The following is a 19,321-nucleotide window of genomic DNA, read 5'->3' on the forward strand; positions in this document are numbered from 1 at the left end:
CTCAGTCACGATAGCGCGCCCCTTCGGCATCATAGAACAGCGGCGGACCCACTCGCACGGGCACGGTGCTGCGCCGGGTTGGTGACCAGGCCACCAGGGTTTCGCCATGGCGCGCGGCGCCATCGATCAGCAGCCCCAGCGCAATTGCGCCATCGCCGGCCACGCGTGGTGCGGCGGTGGTCACATGGCCCAGCGGTTCTTCGCCCGCGCGCACGACCAGCATCGCGCCCTCCGCAATCGGCGTATCGTCGATCGCGGTCAGCCCGACCAGGTGCCGCCGTCCGGCCGGATCGGCCAGCACCGGCCGCGTCAGCCCCTGCCAGCCGACAAACCCGCCGGTCTTGCGCAGCATACCGCCCAGCCCCAGATCGCCGGGCGTGACCCGCCCGTCAGCCTCGGCGCCGATCACCACATGGCCCTTTTCCACGCGCAGGTGGTCCATCGCGTCCAGACCATAGGCCCCGCCACCAACCGCTGTCACACCCGCCATCAGCGCTTCAAACACCGGCGCGGCCCGGTGCCCCGGCACATGCACCTCAAACGCGCGTTCGCCGCTGTAACTGGCGCCCAGAATACGCACCGGCACCCCGGCAATTGTGGCATCGATCAGCCCCATGTGCGCTGGCGAAGGTACCCCGGTCAGATCGGCCAGCACTGCTGCGGCGTGTGGCCCGGCCAGCGCCAGTCCCGCCCAATGTTCGCTGACGTCCACCACGGTCGCGCGCGGGTGATTCAGCAGAATATCGATGACATAGGAAAAGTGCCGCGCCATGCGCGCCAGGCCGCCGGTTGAACTGGTAACCAGCCAGCGGTCATCTGCCAGCCGCCAGACCGTGCCATCATCCATCACCAGCCCGTCTTCGCGCAGCATCACGGTATAACGCCCGCGCCCGACCGCCAGCTTGGCCAGCGGCGTAGCGCAAACCGCCATGACCACTGCGAGCGCGTCGGGCCCGGCCACTTCGAACTTGGTCAGGGTGGAAACATCGACCACCCCGGCCGAACTGCGCACCATCCGCGCCTCTCGCAAACTGGCAACGCCCAGCGCTTCACCGCGACGCGGATAGGCGCGCGGGCGCATCCATGCCCCCGCCGGCACCCACAACGCGCCCAGCGCGTCGTGCGCCCCTGCCAGTGGCAAACGCCGGATCGGCCCGGCGTGGTCCCCGCGCATCGGCCCCGCGAAAGCCCCCAGTGTGACCGGGGTATAGGGCGGGCGGAACGTGGTCAGCCCGGCATCGGGCACGGCCAGCCCGCGGCCATCGGCAATCTGCGCCAGCGCGACCATCGCCGCGGTCTTGCCCTGGTCGGTGCCCATGCCCAGCGTGGTATAGCGCTTGGTGTGCTCGACCGAGACGTAACCTTCGCGCTGCGCCAGTGCCAGATCATCGGTGGTCACATCGTTCTGGAAATCGACGAAGGCCTTGCCCGCCGCTTCGCCGTGCCACACCGGGCCCGGTTGTGGCGGGGTGGCCGTGCCCAGCGGATCGACCACGGTGGATTGGGGCAGGATCGCAACCAGATCGTGCGTCCCGGCCGCCGCGCCGATCGTGGTGTGGTGCTGGCGCACTGCCCCCGGTAAAAACGCGCCACGGTCGGTGTGATAATCGAGCGCGCCACCAGCCTGGCGGTGAAGGTGCAGCACCGGGCTGGCGCCCCCAGACATCGCGATGCAATCGGCAGTAAAACGTCTTTTCGCACCCGCGATCACCGCCTCGATCCCGCCCACGCCGTTGCCACTGCGCAGCGCGCGCAACGGGCGCGCATCGGCATGCACCGGGAACCGCACGCGCGCGGCATCGATCACCGCGCCGGTTGGCGCCACGCGGCTGTCCAGGATCGCGACCACCTCTGCCCCTGCCGCCGCCAGCGCAAACGCGGTGCGATAGGCATCATCGTGGCTGGTGGCGATCACCACGCGGCGGCCAGGCGCCACGCCATGGCGCAGCGCCAGCGTGCGGGCCGCGCCCGCCAGCATCACCCCGGGCAGATCGTTGTCGACAAACACCAGCGGGCGTTCGATCGTGCCGGTGGCCAGCACCACTTCGCCACAGCGCAGTTTCCACAGAACTTGCGCGGGCCGATCAGTCGCGCCGTGCTCCGTCGGCTGGCCCGGTTCCACCCGCCGCTCGATCGCAGTCACGAAATTGTCGTCCCAATAGCCGCTGGCGGTGGTGCGGGTCAGCACGCGGCCACCGGCCGCCGTGATCTGCGCCATCATGCTGCGCGCCCAGTCGGCACCGGGCAGGCCATCGATTGTCACGTTTTCGCGCAACAGGCTGCCACCGGCAATCGCATCCTGTTCGATCAGGATCACGCGCTTGCCCACCTGTGCCGCTGCCAGCGCCGCGTTCAGCCCGGCGGGACCTCCGCCCACCACCAGTACATCGCAAAACGCCGCACGATGGGCATAAGTATCGGCATCGGCCACGCTGGGCGGCATGCCCAGCCCGGCGGCGCGGCGGATAAACCGTTCATACAGCATCCAGCGCGACGGCGGGCCAAAGAATGTCTTGTAATAGAACCCCGCCGGGATGAACGGCGCCAGCAGTGAATTGATCGCGCCCACATCAAACCGCAGCGACGGCCACACGTTCTGGCTGCGCGCGACCAGCCCGGGATAGACGAACACGTCGCTGGCGCGCGCATTCGGTTCCTGCCACCCGCCCGTGCCAACCGTCACCAGCGCCGAAGGATCTTCGCTGCCCATCGCCAGCACACCGCGCGGGCGGTGGTATTTGAAACTGCGCGCCATCAGTTGCACGCCATTGGCGATCAGCGCGGCCGCCAGCGTATCGCCGGCCTGTGCCTGATAGGCCACGCCGTCAAAGGTGAACGGCACGGTCTGCGCGGAAATGCCGGAACCGGTGCGGTGCGAAGCGGCCATTACAGCGCCTCCACATTGCGAATCGCGTGCGTCACGCGGTCACGCGTCATCCGCAACCATTGGCCACAGCCATGCGCGTGGCACCAGATTTCGTGATCTTCGCCGCGCAAATTGGCGCGTGTGTACAGCGCGGCCATCGCTACAGCGGGCGCATCATCGATCCGCACCACGCTGTCGACGCTGCGTTCGTAGGCGAATTCTTCCTGGTTGCGGGGGCCGCAATGCGGGCACGGGATCAACAGCATCTTGTCACAATCCCCTAGCGATGCTGCGGCATGGGGCCGACACCGGCCTCATCGATCGTGCGTCCGGCGGCAAAGCGGGCAAGATCAAACGGCGCGGCAATCGGATGGCTGGTGCCGGTGGCCAGCAGATGGGCATAGAGCCGCCCCGATCCGGGCGTCGCCTTGAACCCGCCATAACACCAGCCGCCGTTGAGATAGAGCCCGGGCAGCGGGGTTTCACCAATGATCGGCGCACCGTCAAAGCTCATGTCGGTCACCCCGGCCCAGCTGCGCACCATGCGCAGGCGTGACAGCGCCGGCACCAGCGCGATCGCCTGCGCAATCGAATCTTCCAGCCGGATCGGCGCGCCGCGCTGGGCATAACTGGGGAACATGTCAGGATCACCGCCGCCGACCATGCCGCCCTTGTCACTTTGCGAAAAATAGCAGTGCAGCGATTGCGACATGACCACGGTGTCGATCATCGGCTTGACCGGTTCGGTCACCCACGCCTGCAACGTGTGGCTTTCGATCGGCAGTTGCAGCCCGGCCAGCCCGGCCACGTGCCCGCTGTTGCCCGCCACGCAGATCGCGGTACGCCCGCCGTGGATATCGCCGCGGGTGGTGCGCACCCCGGTCACGCGCCCGCCGGCACTGTCGCCATCGCGCAGGAAACCGGTGACTTCGCAATTTTCGATGATGTCCACGCCCAGATTGTCGGCCGCCCGGGCAAAGCCCCAGGCCACCGCATCATGCCGCGCGGTGCCGCCGCGATGCTGGATCAGCCCGCCATCGATCGGCCAGCGCGCATCGCGGCGCATGTCGAACAGCGGCACCAGTTTGGCCACCGCAGCGCTGTCCATCAGTTCGGCATCGATGCCCATCGCGATCAGCGCGTCACCGCGTTCGGCCAGCTTTGCCATGTCGGCATCGCTGTGGCCCAGGAACAGCGCCCCGCGCGGGGAAAACATCACGTTGTAATTCAATTCGTCGGACAACGAGTGCCACAGCTTCAACGAATAATCGAGCATCCGCTGCAACTGCGGCAGCCGGTAATTCGATCGCACGATGGTGGTGTTGCGGCCGGTATTGCCCCCGCCGATATAGCCCTTTTCCAGCACCGCAATCCGCCGGACGCCATGTTCGTGCGCCAGGTAATAGGCGGTGGCCAGCCCATGCCCGCCACCGCCGATGATGATCACATCGTATGGCCCGCCCGGTTCCGCCGCGCGCCACGCCCGGCCCCAGTGCCGATGCCCGCCGAGCGCCCCGCGCAACAGCGATAGTGCCGAATACCCCGGATTGCCCATCAGGCGGCCGTCAACGGCAGCCAGCCGCGTGTTTCGCGCCAGTCGGCCTCCAGACCGTCAAAGCGCGACAGCGCCAATTTGGCGATATCGGTAAAACTGCACGCGCCATCGACCACCAGATCGCGCACCGCGTGCCCGGTAGCGGGCGACAGGCCAAACCCGACCCCCGACATCGTGGCGATCACCAGATTGTCGATCCGGTCCAGGATCGGCCGGCCATCGGGCGTGTTTTCAACGATCCCGGCCCATGACCGGATCACGTTGATATGCGCGGCCTTGGGAAACAGTTCGGCCACGCGCCGCGCCAGGCTGCGCGATAGCGGCGTGGTCGGGCGCGCGCGCGGGCCCTGTGCCTCGGTATCGATCCATTCGTGCGGGCCGCCGCCAAACGCCAGATTGCCGCGCATCGTCTGCCGGCCATACAATCCGTTGCCATCAACCCCGCCCAGCCGCATCAGCGGCGCCGGTTCGGTCACGATCATTTCCGCGCGTGCCGCCATTAGCGGCACGTCGATGCCCAGCGGCGCCAGCAAACCGGCGATCTGCGGCCCGGCCGCCACCACCAGCGCGCCGCACGAAAAATGCCCCTGCGGCGTGGTCACCCCGGTCACCGCCCCGCCCTGTGTTTCAATCGACAGCACCGGGCAATGCTGGATCACGCGCCCGCCGTGATCCTTCAGCGCCCAGGCATAGGCCTGCACCGTGCGTTGCGGGTTGGCATGCCCGCCAAAGCGGAAATGGATGCCGCCCAGGCAATTGTCGCCGGCGATCGGCACCATGTCGCGCGCGGTCTGCGCATCGATACGATCGACCGGCCAGCCCATTTCATCGCAATTTTCGGCGACGAAGTGATAGTGATCCAGATCGTGCTGGTTGGTGGCAATGATCACGCGTTCGCGCTGGTGTTCGGTGGGATAGCCCAGCAGATCATCCATCATCGGCCACAACCGCTGTTCTTCGGCAAACAGCGGGCTTTGGTAATGGCTGGCGCCGCCGCCGTTGCGGCTGGAGGCCTCTGCCCCGACCACCCCCTTGTCCAGCACCAGCACCGATTTGCCATCGCGCGCCAGCCACCACGCCGCCGACAGCCCGGTAACGCCCGCGCCGATCACGATGACGTCGTAATGCGTGTCCTTGGCGGTCATATGTGCATGCTCCCCGCCAGGGTCGCCAGTTTGCGCGTTTCCGCCTCGGTGCCGATATCCTTGTAGGGAATCCATTGCGTGCCGATGCCGAACCACACGTCCCACCCGGCAGACATTGCGGCGGTTTCGTTCCAGTCCGCCAGCACCCCCAGCGGCACCGGGCGCACCGGCACGCGCCAGTTGCCGCGCGGCGCGGAGCGGGGCGGCAGGTTGGCCGACATCGCCAGCAGCAGCGACACCTGTTCGCGGCAGCGGCGCCCCTGGCACAGCCCCATCCCGGCGCGGGTCAGGCGTTTGACCTGTTCGGCATCGGGCGGCCCGTCATCGAGCAAGGTATCGAGCGAGCGAGCACGCATGGTGTCGGACCGGGGTAGATATTGCGGCGGCTGCACCCCGATCAGATCGGCGCGGCTCACCTCTTCGCATTGGCACACCATGGTCGTATCAGGGCTGGTCGCGACCAGAGCGCGCAGCCATTCGGCGCGATAGGCCATGCGGTCAAAGGTGCCGGCGGGTGCCGGCATGGTCACTGGTTGCCCCAGCGCCATGGCCATCACCGCAGCGCCCTGCGCCGCCGCATCGTCCCGCGATGCCAGCAGCCCGGTGGCGGCGCCCGCCATCCACACGCACGGCAGCACTTCGCCCGCGCCGGCGGGGATGACCGCGCCGCCGCGCAAAGGTTCGGTCACCACTGCGGCGCCGGCCACTTCGGCCAGTTCGATCGCCGGCACGGCATCGATCGCCATGATCACGGTGTCGCAGGCGATCGTGTGTTCGGTACCATCGGCATCAGCGACAATAACGCGTTCCACCCCGTCGATCCCGCCTTCGGCGCGGATCAGGCGGTGCGCGGTCAGGATTGGCGCGGCGGCTGCTGCGCCGGTACCCTGCACGGCATCGCGCACTTCGATCAGCGCGGCGACCGTAATCCCGCGTGCAAGAGCAATCCGCGCGGTGTCGAGCGCCAGATCACCCGAACCCAGGATCACCACGCGGCTGCCGGCAAACGCGTCATAGCGCGTGACCAGCGTTTCAAACGCCAGCGCACCCATCACCCCGGGCTGGTCCCACCCGGCAAAGGCCAGCGCGCAATCGCGCGCGCCGGTCGCCAGCACCAGCTGAGCAAACCCGGCGGTCCACGATGTCTGTCCGTCGGCCAGCCCCAGCATCGCGCGCGGCAACACGCCGCATGCCTCACGGTTGCGCCACAGCCCCCAGGCCATGGTGCCCAGCCGGACATCGACGCCGGCCTCAAAACATTCGGCAATCAGCGGTTCGTTTTCGACCAGCGTTTCCAGCAGCCGTTCGGGCGACTGCAAGGCGGCGGTCGCGCGGCCGCCAAACCACAACGGCACATCGCTGCCCGCCAGCCCCGGCGGCACCGGGTGTTCATCGATCAGCACAACCTGCCGCCCGGCCCGTGCCGCGGCCAGCGCCGCCGCCAGCCCGGCCGGGCCGGCGCCGACCACCACCACATCGTGCAGGACATCAGGCGCGGCAATCTTGCCATCGATTGCGTGGGGATCGTGAATTCTGTCGGTCATGCTTGCTCCGGCGGCCGCGTCGGTTGCGGCAGTCATACCCTATCCAAAGCCCGGGCAAAGTCGGCAATCAGGTCATCGGGATGTTCGATGCCGACCGAAAGCCGGATCGTGCCATCGGTGATGCCCCCCGCCAGGCGGGCTTCGGCGGGAACATTGTAATGCGTGGTGGTTGCCGAATGGCAGGCCAGCGTTTCCGATCCGCCCAGGCTGACCGCCTGTTTGACCAGCCGCAAACCATCAAGCAAGCGAAACGCCTCTGCCTCACCACCATGCAGATGCAGCGAAAAGGTCGATCCATATCCCTTGCACTGGCGGTCGATCACCGCGCGTTGCGGCGTGCCTTCGGCAATGAAGCCCAGATAAGTGATCCCGGCGACCTTGGGATGATCGCGCAGAAATGTCGCCACCAGCATGGCATTGGCCATCGCGCGTTCCGACCGCACCGCCACGCTTTCCAGACTGCGCAGCACCAGCCAGCAGGTGAACGGATCGCAATGCGTGCCCAGCACCGTGCGCAATTGCAACAGCGGCTCGATCACTTCGGCGCGGCCGCTGATCCCGCCGGACAGCAGATCGCTGTGCCCGCCACAATATTTGGTGAGCGAAGTCATGTTGAGATCGACGCCCAATTCAATCGGGCGTTGCGCAAACGGCGCCAGGAACGTGTTGTCACACACCACCAGCGGGCGGCGGCCAGTGCGCGCACCCACTTCGTCGGCAATCGCCACCACCAGCGCGATATCGGTGATCGCCGCGGTCGGGTTCGCCGGGGTTTCGATCACGATCAGCCCCAGCGGGCCTTTGCTCAACGCCAGATCGGCCTGCGCGCGGATGTGATCGCCATTGCACCCATCCAGGATCGGCACCGGATGAATGCCGAAATGCGGCATCAGCTGGTTGTAAAGCCCGTCGGTGCCGCCATAAATCGGGCGGCTGTGCAGCACGCTGTCGCCCGGGCGCAGATGCTGAATGGCGATGGCGCTGTGCGCGGCCATGCCCGATGCAAACACCGCCGCGCGTTCGGCGCCGTCGATCGCCGCCAGCCGCGTTTCCAGCATGGTCAGATTGGGATGCGACAACCGCGAATAGATATAGGCCGGCTGCCCTGCCATCGGCCCGGTCCCGCGAAAATAGGCCTCGTGAATGTCGCGCGCCTGGCTCGCGCTGTCATAGACAAACGTTGATGTCAGATAGACCGGTGGCTTGGCCGCACCCTGGGCGGTCGCGGGGTCATAACCTGCGGCAATCGCCAGCGTTTCCGGCCGGAACGACGCCATGTCTTCACGCGTCATGCAGCACGCCCGAACCGGCTGCGGTCAGACCCAGCTGCTCATCGCAATAGGCAGCGGCGCGGTTGCAGTACCAATCGACGAAACGCAGCACCAGCACCTCTGCCTCGGGCGAATAGGGCCCGGGGGTGTAACCGGGGCTGTTGACCCCGTCCTGGTTGTTTTCGGCCAGGTCGCGGTCCTGCAGATTGGTGGTGTGCCACGGTTCGGCAATGCCTTCCGCATCGTAATCCACCCCGGCGACGGCATCCTTGTGCACCAGCCACTTGGCGGTCACCAGCGTTTCGTGCTGGCTGGTCGGCATCGCGCTGAAGAAAAACACCTGTTCTGCAGTGGCATGGGCAAATGCGTGTGGTTCCAACGCCCAGCGCAGTGACCCGATATCGCCATCGCCCGCCTGCACCATCAGCTTTTTGCACGCCAGGTTGCCATCCAGCGTCATCGATTTCATGCCGGGGTTCAGCGGAAAACGGATCGCCTGCCACCAGTCTTCACCCACCGGTCCACACGGCAGGCCGGCCTCGGCCATGCGCGCTTCATAAATCGCGGCAAATTCCGCCCCGTGGTAATCGAAATAGGCGGTTGAACTGACCGGAAAGCTGCGCGCCAGTTCGGGGTGCGAGGCCTGGCAGTGATAACATTCGCGCCCGTTTTCCAGCACGAGTTTCCAGTTGGCCTTTTCCACCAGCGTTTCCACGCGCGCGACTTTGGCATTTTCCAGATCGTGCGGCGCGATCAGCGGTTCGAAATCGGCGCGAAATTTGTCAAACGACGGCGGATTATCCGACAGGCAGATATAGATCACCCCGGCCATCACCTCGATCCGCACCGGTTTCAGGCCATGGTCGCTGGTATCGAAATCGTCGGGCATGCGCGCCGCGCTCATCAGCGCGCCATCCAGCGCATAGGTCCATTTGTGATAGGGGCAGACGATGCGCGGGCTTTTGCCCAGCCCTTCCTTGCACAGCACGGCGCCGCGGTGACGGCACGAATTGTGAAACGCGCGGATCTGGCGGTCACGCCCGCGCACGATCAGCACTGGCCATGGTCCGATGCGGATAGAGGCGTAATTGCCCGGTTCCGGCACTTCGCAGGTGAACCCGGCCATCAGCCACGACCGGCCATAGGCCGCGTGCAGATCGAATTCGAACATTGCAGGATCGTTGTAAAGCGCCTGGGGCAGGCTGTGACCCGGCCGCCGGCTGTCAATCGCCGCCTTGATCGATGCGATATCCACCTGGCATATCCTTTTTTGCGTTGCGCAAGCATTGCGTCGTGTTGGCCCGCGGGCCGCAAAATGGTCCGCACCCGATCCTGCCGTGGCACCACCCACCAACCGATTAACGGTATGGTTGGTGCCCGCCACTTGCCGCCGCCTGATGACACGCGGCGGCGCCCCCTTGCGAATCCCATTATGTCATGGGCACATTCGATTTTTTGCGTGGGGAAAGGGGTAACGGGTACGCGATTTCGGCGCAGGACAGTGGTATTGCCGCCCCACACGCGAACGATCCGCATTGCCAGGACACCGATACTGGCCCATCCGGTGGGCGTTTGTGAACTTTGCGCGCGGCGGTTTTCGCCAGGACAAGCTGATGGAGGTGGTGCGATCGCGACCAATCCCCTGATCAACCGGCGCTGGTTGCCGCTGAACGCGTTGCGCGCGTTTGAAGCGGTGGGCCGGCATCTGAGTTTTACCGCCGGGGCGCAGGCGCTGACCGTGTCGCAATCGGCGATGAGCCGCCATGTCTCCAGCCTGGAAGACCTGTTGGGCAAACCGCTGTTTGAACGGTCGGCCAGCGGCTTGCGGCTGACCCAGGCGGGTGAAATCCTGTTGCCGGTGGTGGCCAAATGCCTCGATCGGCTGGAAGAAACGCTGAACACCGTGCGCAACCGCGACAGCGAAAGCCGGCCCTTGCGTTTGCATATTCCGCCATCGCTGCTCAACCAGACCGCGCTGCCGCTGCTCCACGGGTTTCGCCAGCAACATCCCGAAATCCGCATCGATGTCACCACGTCAAACGTGACCGGCACGCCGCAGGGCAAAGTCGACATGGCGATCGTGTTCGACCGGCCCAGTGTCGATGACCGCGTGACCGATCTGTTGTGGATGGTCCGCGTCGCACCGCTGTGTTCGCCTGCGACCTGGGCCGCGCATCAGGGCAAATCACTCGAAGAATTCCTGAACGCGGCGGACCTGTTGCATGTAAAGCTCGACAACGAGCCGCGCGGGCTGCTGTGGAGCACGTTTGCCGATCAACAGCGGATCGTGCTGGATACCAGCGGCGGGCTTGCCTTCGATACCGCGTTTTCGGCGGTGCGCTATGCCATGGCCGCCAATGGCGTGGTGCTGGCCGATATCGACATGTTTGCCGACGAAATCGCGGCCGGCAACCTGGTCATGCCGTTCGCCACGATCAGCGCCGACGGCTATGGCTATTACCTGAAGACCCATGCCGAAGACCTGTCGGACCCCACCATCTTTCGCCTGCGCGACTGGATCATCCGCCAGTTCGCGCAAACGTCCGGCGTCGATGAGACTGCACGGGTGGCGCCAGGCGAATAACGGTCTATGTCCCGAACGGCACGCCGATGATCAGCTTGACGATCACATCGTCTTTGCTGCTGCCGTACCCTTTGCCCACGCCGAAATTGACATCCCACCGGCCCACGCGCGAATCAATCGCCACAAAGGTGGACTGGTCATTGTCGAAAAAATGGCCCACGCGCCTGATCGTGCCCAGGCCATTATAGCTTTCCACCCCGACCGTGGTGTCTTTGCTCAGCTTGTAGCCCAGTTTGGTGGTCAGGGTCACATCGGCCGGGGTCTTTGCCGGGCCGGACAGCGCAAAACCCAGATTGGCATTGGCGCCGATGATCCATGTGTCGCTGTCCCAGCCGGCAATCAGCTTCACCTCGTTGTTCCAGGCGTTCTGGTCCAGCCGGGAAGCGACCCGGCCAATCTCGTAATTCACGCCATAGAATAACCCGTGTTCGGAATGGCTGCCCAGCCATTTCAGCCGCAGTTTCCAGCCATCCACGCGCAATGTGCCACTGGCATCCAGCGTCGTCAGCGGCAGATACGTGCCCAGTTCAAAATGGTCGTCCAGCGCATAGGAAAATTCGGGCGTCACCCGCAACCGGTGCAGCCCCGATTGCGCGCCGGGATAATCCAGCGTGCCATCGCCCGACGGCACATAGTTGACATGCAGATCCAGCCCCAGCCGGTGCGGGGCACCGATCTCGTTCAGGTAAACCTGGATTTCCTCGTCCGCGGCACGCGCCGTGCCGCCCATGCCGATCGCCCAGCCCATGGCCAGCGCAATCAGCATGTGGCGCGGCGACCGTGCCATCGGGTTACGGTCGGTGCGACAGCGTGCGTGACACCGCATCCTGCCACCGCGCCACCAGGCCTGCGCGGCGTTCGGCGCCCATCGCCGGCACAAACCGCCCGCCCCGGCGCCACGTGCTGGCCAGTGCATCCAGCCCGCTCCACACCCCGACCGCCAGGCCGGCATGAAACGCCGCACCCAGCGCGGTGGTTTCCAGATGCGCGGGCCGTTCGACCGGGGTATCCAGCAGATCGGCCAAAAACTGGCACAGCCAGTCATTGGCCGCCATGCCGCCATCGACGCGCAATGCCGCCGGCCACACCGCGCCATCGGCCGCCATCGTCGCTGCCAGATCGCGCGTCTGGAACCCCACCGCTTCCAGCGCCGCGCGTGCCAGATGCGCCTGCGTCGTGCCCAGCGTCAGGCCGAAAATCGCGCCGCGTGCATCCGGGTCCCAATGCGGCGCGCCCAGCCCGGCAAACGCTGGCACCATCGTCACCCCGTGGGCATCGTCAACTTGCGTCGCCATGTCCTGCGTCTGGCTGGCATGGGTGATCACGCCCAGCCCGTCGCGCAGCCATTTGATCGCCGCGCCGGCCACGAAAATCGATCCTTCCAGCGCATAGGTCATCCGCCCGTTCAACCGATAGGCCGGCGTGGTCAGCAGCCCGCCATGCGAAGTCAGCGCGGTTTCGCCGGTGTTGATCAGCATGAAACAGCCGGTGCCATAGGTCGATTTGACCTCACCCGGCTGAAAGCACACCTGCCCGAACAGCGCGGCCTGCTGATCGCCCGCCATGCCCGCAATCGGAATCTGCACATCGAACAGCCCCGGCGCGGTCACCCCGAACACATGGCTGTTGTCGTGCACCGCCGGCAGGATCGCCATCGGCACGCGCAGCGCCGCGCACAGCTCTTCGTCCCACTGCTGGCGATGGATATCATAGACCAGCGTGCGCCCGGCGTTGGTGGGGTCGGTGGCATGCACCGCGCCGCCGGTCAGCCGCCACAACAGAAAGCTGTCGATCGTGCCAAACGCCAGTTCGCCGCGTTCGGCGCGCGCGCGGGCGCCGGGCACATGGTCCAGAATCCAGGCGATCTTTGTGCCCGAAAAATAGGGGTCGAGCACCAGTCCGGTGCGTTCCGCCACCAGCGTGCCCAATCCGTCAGCCTTCAACTGGTGGCAGATGTCGGTGGTGCGGCGATCCTGCCAGACGATCGCACGGTAGATCGGTTCGCCGCTGGCACGGTCCCAGATCACGGTGGTTTCGCGCTGGTTGGTGATGCCGATCGCGGCGATCTGGGCGGCGCTCAGCCCGGCCGCGGCGATCGCTTCGCGCGCGGTGGCCAGGGTGTCGCGCCAGATGTCTTCGGGATCGTGTTCGACCCAGCCAGAGGCGGGGTAATGCTGGGCAAATTCGGCCTGCGCGGTCGCCACCGGCTGCGCCGCGCTGTCAAACACGATCGCCCGTGTCGATGTCGTGCCCTGATCGATCGCCAGAATATGCTGCGCCATAGTGCTTCCCTGTCCCTCTCGCATTTTCGTTTGATGTTCGTTATACCGTGTTCCGGTTCGTTTTAAATTCGTTTTTATGTTTTTCCAGCCACACGACCATTTTCGGAGCATCCCACCATGGCCCAGCCAGAGCAAGCCCCGGATCAGCCCATCTATGATCTGCTGATCATTGGCGGCGGCATCAATGGCGCTGGCATTGCGCGCGATGCTGCCGGACGCGGGCTGTCGGTGCTGCTGGTAGAAGCGGATGATCTGGCCCAACACACCTCGTCGGCATCAACCAAGCTGATCCACGGCGGCCTGCGCTATCTGGAATACGGCGAATTCCGCCTGGTGCGAGAGGCGTTGATCGAACGCGAACGGCTGTGGGGCATGGCGCCGCACATCATCTGGCCGCTGCGGTTCGTGCTGCCGCAGCTCAATTCACCACGCCCGGCATGGATGGTGCGGCTGGGGCTGTTTTTGTACGACCATCTCGGCGGGCGCAAGCGCCTGCCCGCGACCGAAACCATCGATCTGCGCCGCGCACCGCAGGGCCAGGGGCTAAACCTCGGCGCGGCCAAGGCGTTTGTCTATTCCGACTGCTGGGTGGAAGACAGCCGGCTGGTGGTGCTCAACGCCATGGATGCGGCCACGCGCGGCGGCACCATCGCCACGCGCACCCGGCTGATTGCGGCGCGGCGTGAGGGCGGCCTGTGGCGGGGCACGCTGACCGACGCCGCCGGCACCCGCGATGTGCAGGCGCGCGCGGTCGTCAACGCCGCCGGGCCGTGGGTAGAAGACGTGATCCAGCGCCTGCGCGATCCGGCCAGCGCGTCCAACCAGCGCAATCGCGGCGTGCGCCTGATCAAGGGCAGTCATATCGTGCTGCCCCGGCTGTATCCCGGTGATCATGCCTTTCTGTTGCAGAACCCCGACCGCCGGGTGGTGTTTGCCGTTCCCTACGAAGGCGAATTCACGCTGATCGGCACCACCGATGAACCGTGGACGCTGCCCCCCGGCCCCGCCACTATTTCGCCGGGCGAGACCGAATATCTGCTTGAAACCGTGCGGCGCTATTTTGCCGCCCCCGTCACCACCGCCGATGTGCGCTGGACTTATGCCGGCATCCGCCCGCTGTATGATGATCACGCCGCCAATGCATCGGCCGTGACGCGCGATTATGTGCTCGATCTGGACGCCGCACCGGGCGAAGCGCCGCTGCTGAGCGTGTTTGGCGGAAAAATCACCACCTTTCGCAAACTGGCCGAACATGCGCTGGAAAAACTCAGCCCCCATTTCCCGATGGCCGGGCCGGCGTGGACCGCAGGTGCGGTGCTGCCGGGCGGTGATCTGCCGGGGGGCGATTTCGACGCTTATGTGGCCGATCTGGTGTCCGAACATCCGGCCTTGCCGCCCAAACTGCTTCGCCGGCTGGCGCGCGCCTATGGCAGCCGTGCCGAAACGGTGCTGGCAGGCGTGCGCGAACCCGCCGACATGGGCCGCGATTTCGGTGCCGGGCTGACCGAGGCGGAACTGACCTATCTGGCCCGTCACGAATGGGCGATGACCGCGCAGGATGTGCTGTGGCGACGCACCCGGATGGGGCTGCACGTGTTGCCGCAGGCGGCCGACCAGATCGAGGCGTTTATGGCCGGATTGCACCATGAATAACGCGAATGGCTGATCGTGCCGGCAGCAGCGCGCGGCGCGCTGGTATTCTGGCAGCGGTGCGCGCCGCCGGTGGCGCCGATGTCGCCATGCTGGCGGCGCAGTTTTCGGTCACGCCACAGACCATTCGCCGCGATCTGAACCATCTGGCCGATCGCGCGCTGATCGCGCGGGTGCATGGCGGGGCGGAACTGGGATCGGGCATTGCCAACGCGCGCTATGACCAGCGGCGCGGGATGGCGGCGGCGGCCAAGGCGCGGATCGGCGCCGCCGCCGCCGCGCTGGTGCCCGAAGGCGCATCATTGTTCATCAACATCGGCACCACGACCGAGGCGGTGGCGCGCCATCTGGTGCATCACCGGCGGCTGATGGTGATCAGCAACAACCTCAACGTGGTCGATTGCCTGTCCGGGCGCGACGGCATCGCGGTGATCGCGGTCGGCGGCCAGGTGCGTGCGGGGGATCGCGCGGTGATCGGCGCGCTGGCCGACCAGTTCATCGACAATTTCAGCGTCGATCTGGCGCTGATCGGTGCTTCGGGCCTGTCCGAAACCGGCGACCTGGTTGATTTCGATGCCGATGAAGTGCTGGTGGCGCGGCGCATCATCCGCCAGGCGCGCAAGGTCATTCTGGTCGCCGACAGTAGCAAGATCGGGCGTGCTGCGCCAATCCGCATCGCCGGGGTCGATGCGATCGATCACCTGGTGACCGACCGTATGACCAGCGCGGGCTTGCGCGCGATCCTGTCCGAACGCGGCGTCACCGTCACCGAAACCGGGTGACGGCGCGTCCGCTTCGGCGGGAATGGCTCAGCCGATGCCTTCGACAATCACCACGCGGTAATCGGCGCCCAGATGGCGAAATTTGCGCGCATCGGTATATTCCGGGCTATCATACCATGCCAGCGCGGCGGCCTTGTCGGGAAAGCGGATGACCACCACGCCATCGGCGGTCGATCCTTCCAGCGTTTCAACAGCGCCATAAAATACCAGTGGTTCCACCGGATGGCCCGCAGTCGATGCCCCGGCGCGGGCGCTGTATTCGGCCATTGCCGCCTCATCGCGCAGACGGTCACGGATAAAGATCATATAGGCAGACATCCCCAGGACTCCCGTTTTTCATTGCTGTGGGTGGCGCTGCTGACAGCGCCGCGCCCGTCATGCCGCGCCAACCATGGCTTGTCGATGGGGCCAATGCGATCCAAAGATGCATGCTTGCCCAACCCCCGACAGGGACCCTGATCATGACCCAAAGCTGGACCCCGGATGCCGACAGCGGCATCACTATCGAACAGATCACCGCCGGTGGCCACGATTTTGAGGTCGCGACCGCCGGCAGTGGCGATCATCTGGCGCTGTGCCTGCACGGCTTTCCCGAATTGCACTATTCGTGGCGCCACCAGATGCCTGTGCTGGCGGCCATGGGCTATCGCGTATGGGCACCAAACTTGCGCGGCTATGGCGCATCGTACCGCCCTGCGGCGATGGCCGACTATCGCGTGCCGCGCCTGCTGGAAGACGTCGCCGCGCTGGTCGATGCCAGCGGCGCGAGCAAGCTGACGCTGATCGCGCACGATTGGGGCGGCGCGCTGGCGTGGTTTTTCGCCATCCGCAAGATCCGCCCCGTGGAACGGATGGTGGTGATGAACCTGCCGCACCCGGCCTGCCTGAACGCGGCGCTGCGCCATTGGCCGCAACGGCGGCGCAGCTGGTACATGGCGTTTTTTCAGCTGCCGGTGCTGCCCGAACGCATGCTGTTGCGGGGTAACGGCGCAGGTTTGCGCCGTGCGTTTCGCGACATGGCGATCGACAAGAGCCGCTTTCCCGATGCCGTGCTGGATGTCTATGCCCGCGCGGCGGCGGAACCGGGCGCGCTGACCGCGATGATCAACTGGTACCGCGCCGCGTTCCGATATCGCGCCGACATGGATGTGGGCACCGGCATGGTCGATGTGCCGGTGCTGCAAATCTGGGGAGAGGCCGATACCGCGCTCGGGCTGGAAACGCTGGACGGCACCGACCGCTATGTGCCGCAGCTGACCCAGCGCCGCCTGCCCGGGGTGTCACACTGGGTGCAACAGGAAGCGCCCGAGGCAGTCAACGCGATCCTGGCCGAATGGCTGCCACCGGCGCATGGGTAAGGCGGTCATTTCCCAAACCACATCCGCCGGAATTGCGGCTGCCGGTCCAGGAACTGGTGCTTCAGCGCGCCGGCGATGTGCAACGCGACCAGGATGGCCAGCAATTTGCCCGACCATTCGTGCACGCCGCCCAGCGTTTCGTGCCACCAATCCTTGCCCGCATCGTTCATCCCGCCAAACAGCGGAATGCGAAACCACGGGATAACACCATACAGCGTCAACGGATGAGTGGCCGCACCCTTCCACGCCGAATCGTGCAGCCATCCGGCCAGCGGCACAAACGCCATCAGCAGATACAGCAGGTGATGCGTGCTGACCGACAGCTTGCGTTCCCACACTTTCAGGCTGGGCATCGGCTTTGGCGCGGGATTGCCGATTTTCCACAGGATTCGCATCACCACCAGACCGATGACGGTGATGCCCACCGATTTGTGCAGATCGATCGCCGACCGCGGCGTGTTGTCATCAAAGAACACCAGCGTTTCCACCAGATTGTAAACGATTCCGATGGCGACCAGCCAGTGCAGCGCGACGGCAACCGTGGAATAGCGGTCGCTGAGTGGTCTTTGGGGCATTGGGCAACCTCTTTGGCATTTGACGGGTGTCAACACTGGCGAAAACCTGCCATGGCGCGCGCCAGTAACAAAGTACCTTTTCGCGGCGCAACAAATTCGGGCGGTCATCATCCGCTGCCTCGCACAATTCGTACTGCCGTGCAGGGGCTGGCAATCCCGGGTTCATTTTGAATTGGACATTCACGCACGATGAGCATCCTCGATCCCGGTTTTCGCGCGCTGTCGCCGCGCCTGTCCCCGCGTCTGGCACCGTGGATGGGGCTGGTTCTGGCATGGGCCGGGCCGACATTGCTGGTGCTGCTGCTGTGGCAGAGCGTGACTCGCAACACGCTGCTCGGCTGGTCGGTCGGGCTGGCCTATATCGGTTACGATACGCTGCTGCTGTGCTTTACCGCGGTGCAACTGTGGCCGGTGCGCCATGCCATGCGGGTGGTTCCGCAGCCACCGGCCGATGCCCCGCGCGCACGGCTGGGCGCGATTATCGCTGCCCATAACGAAGAAACGTCGCTGCGGATAACCATCGACACGCTGGCCGCGCAGGACCAGGCGCCAGAAGTGATCCTGCTGGCGGACGATGGATCATCCGACGACAGCGCCGGGGTGCTGCGCGCGGTCTATGGTCTGACACAGCCTGCGCTGGGCGAAATAAGCGCTCCCTCGCTCGTATTGCCGTCACTGCGCTGGTTGCGCCTGCCGCATGGGGGCAAGGCGCGCGCGCTCAACACCGCGATCCCGTTGCTCGATACCGAATTGCTGCTGACCGTCGATGCCGATACGCTGCTGGCGCCTGGCGCATTGCGGGCAATGCGCGATGCCTTTGCCGCCGAACCGCAATTGGTGGCGGCCACCGGCGTGCTGGTGCCGATCTGCGGCGCGCGGCCCACGCAGCGCGTGTTCCAGTGGTTTCAGCGTTATGAATATGTGCGCAATTTCATGTCGCGCTTCGCATGGATGCGCCAGGAAGGGCTGCTGCTGATTTCCGGTGCGTTTGCCGGCTATCGCCGCCAGGCGGTGGTGCAGGTCGGCGGATTTGACCCCGAATCGATGGTCGAAGATTACGAATTGATCCACCGCATGTACCGCCATGCGCACGAAACCGGCACCGACTGGCGCGTGCGGGTGGTGGGCGGCGCGATCGCCAGCACCGATGCCCCGGCCAGCCCGATGGCGTTCATGCGCCAGCGCCGCCGCTGGTTTGGCGGGTTTTTGCAGACCCAGCACTGGAACCGCGACATGGTCGGCAATCCGGCGTTCGGAAAACTGGGCACGCGCATGCTGGTGGTCAAGGCGCTGGATACCGTCCAGCCGATCTATGGCCTGGTCGCGTTCGCCATCCTGATTTCGCTGCTGGTGCGCGGGGTGCTGCCGATTGCCGGGGCGATCGTGGTGGTCATGCTGATCAAGGTGACCATCGATCTGACCTTTCACTTGTGGTCGATCGCGCTGTATCGGCGCTGGACCGGGCAAAGCGACGGCCTGGGCCTTGGCCCCGCGCTGATCGCGTCGTTTTTTGAACCGTTCACGTTTCAGCTGTTGCGCCACGCCGGCGCATGCTGGGGCTGGATCGCGTTTCTGTCGGGCGGCAGTGGCTGGGGCAAGCAGCAGCGTACCGCACTGGCCCACTCGGTCGCCAATCCTGCGCCGGCTCCTGCGCCAGTCGTCGTCGCGGCGCGGTCAGTCGAAACCGTCAGCACCTGACCGCCGCCACG

16 protein-coding genes are annotated in these 19,321 nt (G+C 65.7%); 5 read left to right on the forward strand and 11 right to left on the reverse strand.

Translation table 11 applies throughout. The features are described 5' to 3' along the window. Position 1: 1 nt before the first annotated feature. Genes ABWP89_RS03065 through ABWP89_RS03095 form a run of 7 tightly spaced genes read right to left on the reverse strand, consistent with a single transcriptional unit; the run spans position 2 to position 9,636 of the window. Entirely contained in the window at positions 2-2,887 is a 2,886-nt protein-coding gene (locus tag ABWP89_RS03065) for a 2Fe-2S iron-sulfur cluster-binding protein (RefSeq protein ID WP_353227136.1), read from the reverse strand. Next, positions 2,887-3,132 carry a sarcosine oxidase subunit delta gene (locus tag ABWP89_RS03070; protein ID WP_353227138.1) on the reverse strand — a complete coding sequence of 82 codons (246 nt, stop codon included), beginning with the start codon at positions 3,130-3,132 and terminating at the stop codon, positions 2,887-2,889. The genes ABWP89_RS03065 and ABWP89_RS03070 overlap by 1 nt, the downstream gene beginning before the upstream one ends. Before the next feature lie 14 nt (positions 3,133-3,146). After that, positions 3,147-4,421, reverse strand: coding sequence for a sarcosine oxidase subunit beta family protein (locus tag ABWP89_RS03075; RefSeq protein ID WP_353227139.1), 1,275 nt, complete (start codon positions 4,419-4,421; stop codon positions 3,147-3,149). Beyond that, positions 4,421-5,566 (reverse strand): NAD(P)/FAD-dependent oxidoreductase, encoded by a 1,146-nt coding sequence (locus tag ABWP89_RS03080; protein ID WP_353227140.1) that lies wholly within the window; start codon positions 5,564-5,566, stop codon positions 4,421-4,423. Before ABWP89_RS03080 ends, ABWP89_RS03075 begins: the two co-directional genes overlap by 1 nt. Next, positions 5,563-7,110, reverse strand: a complete 1,548-nt coding sequence (locus ABWP89_RS03085; RefSeq protein WP_353227141.1) for an FAD-dependent oxidoreductase — start codon at positions 7,108-7,110, stop codon at positions 5,563-5,565. Before ABWP89_RS03085 ends, ABWP89_RS03080 begins: the two co-directional genes overlap by 4 nt. 32 nt (positions 7,111-7,142) lie before the next feature. After that, a complete protein-coding gene (locus ABWP89_RS03090; protein ID WP_353227142.1) occupies positions 7,143-8,402 on the reverse strand; it encodes an aminotransferase class I/II-fold pyridoxal phosphate-dependent enzyme in 1,260 nt (419 codons plus the stop codon). Next, a complete protein-coding gene (locus tag ABWP89_RS03095; RefSeq protein WP_353227144.1) occupies positions 8,392-9,636 on the reverse strand; it encodes an aromatic ring-hydroxylating oxygenase subunit alpha in 1,245 nt (414 codons plus the stop codon). The genes ABWP89_RS03090 and ABWP89_RS03095 overlap by 11 nt, the downstream gene beginning before the upstream one ends. 405 nt (positions 9,637-10,041) lie before the next feature. Between ABWP89_RS03095 and ABWP89_RS03100 the strand changes: the two genes are divergently transcribed. Further along, positions 10,042-10,965: a LysR substrate-binding domain-containing protein gene (locus ABWP89_RS03100; protein ID WP_353227145.1), complete on the forward strand. Its 924-nt coding sequence runs from the start codon at positions 10,042-10,044 to the stop codon at positions 10,963-10,965. Between the two features lie 4 nt (positions 10,966-10,969). Here the strand turns inward: ABWP89_RS03100 and ABWP89_RS03105 are convergent, their stop codons facing one another. Then, entirely contained in the window at positions 10,970-11,752 is a 783-nt protein-coding gene (locus ABWP89_RS03105) for a hypothetical protein (protein WP_353227147.1), read from the reverse strand. A 4-nt stretch (positions 11,753-11,756) separates the two neighbouring features. Continuing rightward, positions 11,757-13,247: a glycerol kinase GlpK gene (gene glpK / locus ABWP89_RS03110; protein WP_353227148.1), complete on the reverse strand. Its 1,491-nt coding sequence runs from the start codon at positions 13,245-13,247 to the stop codon at positions 11,757-11,759. A 117-nt stretch (positions 13,248-13,364) separates the two neighbouring features. Here glpK and ABWP89_RS03115 point away from each other — a divergent pair, with 117 nt between their 5' ends. Further along, positions 13,365-14,900, forward strand: a complete 1,536-nt coding sequence (locus ABWP89_RS03115) for a glycerol-3-phosphate dehydrogenase (protein WP_353227150.1) — start codon at positions 13,365-13,367, stop codon at positions 14,898-14,900. A 5-nt stretch (positions 14,901-14,905) separates the two neighbouring features. Continuing rightward, positions 14,906-15,679, forward strand: coding sequence for a DeoR/GlpR family DNA-binding transcription regulator (locus ABWP89_RS03120; RefSeq protein WP_353227151.1), 774 nt, complete (start codon positions 14,906-14,908; stop codon positions 15,677-15,679). Between the two features lie 27 nt (positions 15,680-15,706). Here ABWP89_RS03120 and ABWP89_RS03125 read toward each other — a convergent pair whose 3' ends face one another. Then, the gene (locus ABWP89_RS03125; RefSeq protein WP_353227152.1) at positions 15,707-15,997 is read right to left on the reverse strand and encodes a DUF1330 domain-containing protein; all 291 of its coding nucleotides are present in this window, start codon (positions 15,995-15,997) and stop codon (positions 15,707-15,709) included. A gap of 143 nt (positions 15,998-16,140) precedes the next feature. Here ABWP89_RS03125 and ABWP89_RS03130 point away from each other — a divergent pair, with 143 nt between their 5' ends. Further along, on the forward strand, positions 16,141-17,037 hold the full coding sequence (locus ABWP89_RS03130) for an alpha/beta fold hydrolase (protein ID WP_353227154.1): 897 nt from the start codon (positions 16,141-16,143) through the stop codon (positions 17,035-17,037). Between the two features lie 5 nt (positions 17,038-17,042). Here the strand turns inward: ABWP89_RS03130 and ABWP89_RS03135 are convergent, their stop codons facing one another. Then, positions 17,043-17,612, reverse strand: a complete 570-nt coding sequence (locus ABWP89_RS03135; RefSeq protein ID WP_353227155.1) for a cytochrome b — start codon at positions 17,610-17,612, stop codon at positions 17,043-17,045. Between the two features lie 189 nt (positions 17,613-17,801). Between ABWP89_RS03135 and ABWP89_RS03140 the strand changes: the two genes are divergently transcribed. Then, entirely contained in the window at positions 17,802-19,310 is a 1,509-nt protein-coding gene (locus tag ABWP89_RS03140) for a glycosyltransferase family 2 protein (RefSeq protein WP_353227156.1), read from the forward strand. Positions 19,311-19,321: the final 11 nt, after the last annotated feature.

It is taken from the genome of Novosphingobium sp. (assembly GCF_040398825.1).
Classification (GTDB): domain Bacteria; phylum Pseudomonadota; class Alphaproteobacteria; order Sphingomonadales; family Sphingomonadaceae; genus Novosphingobium.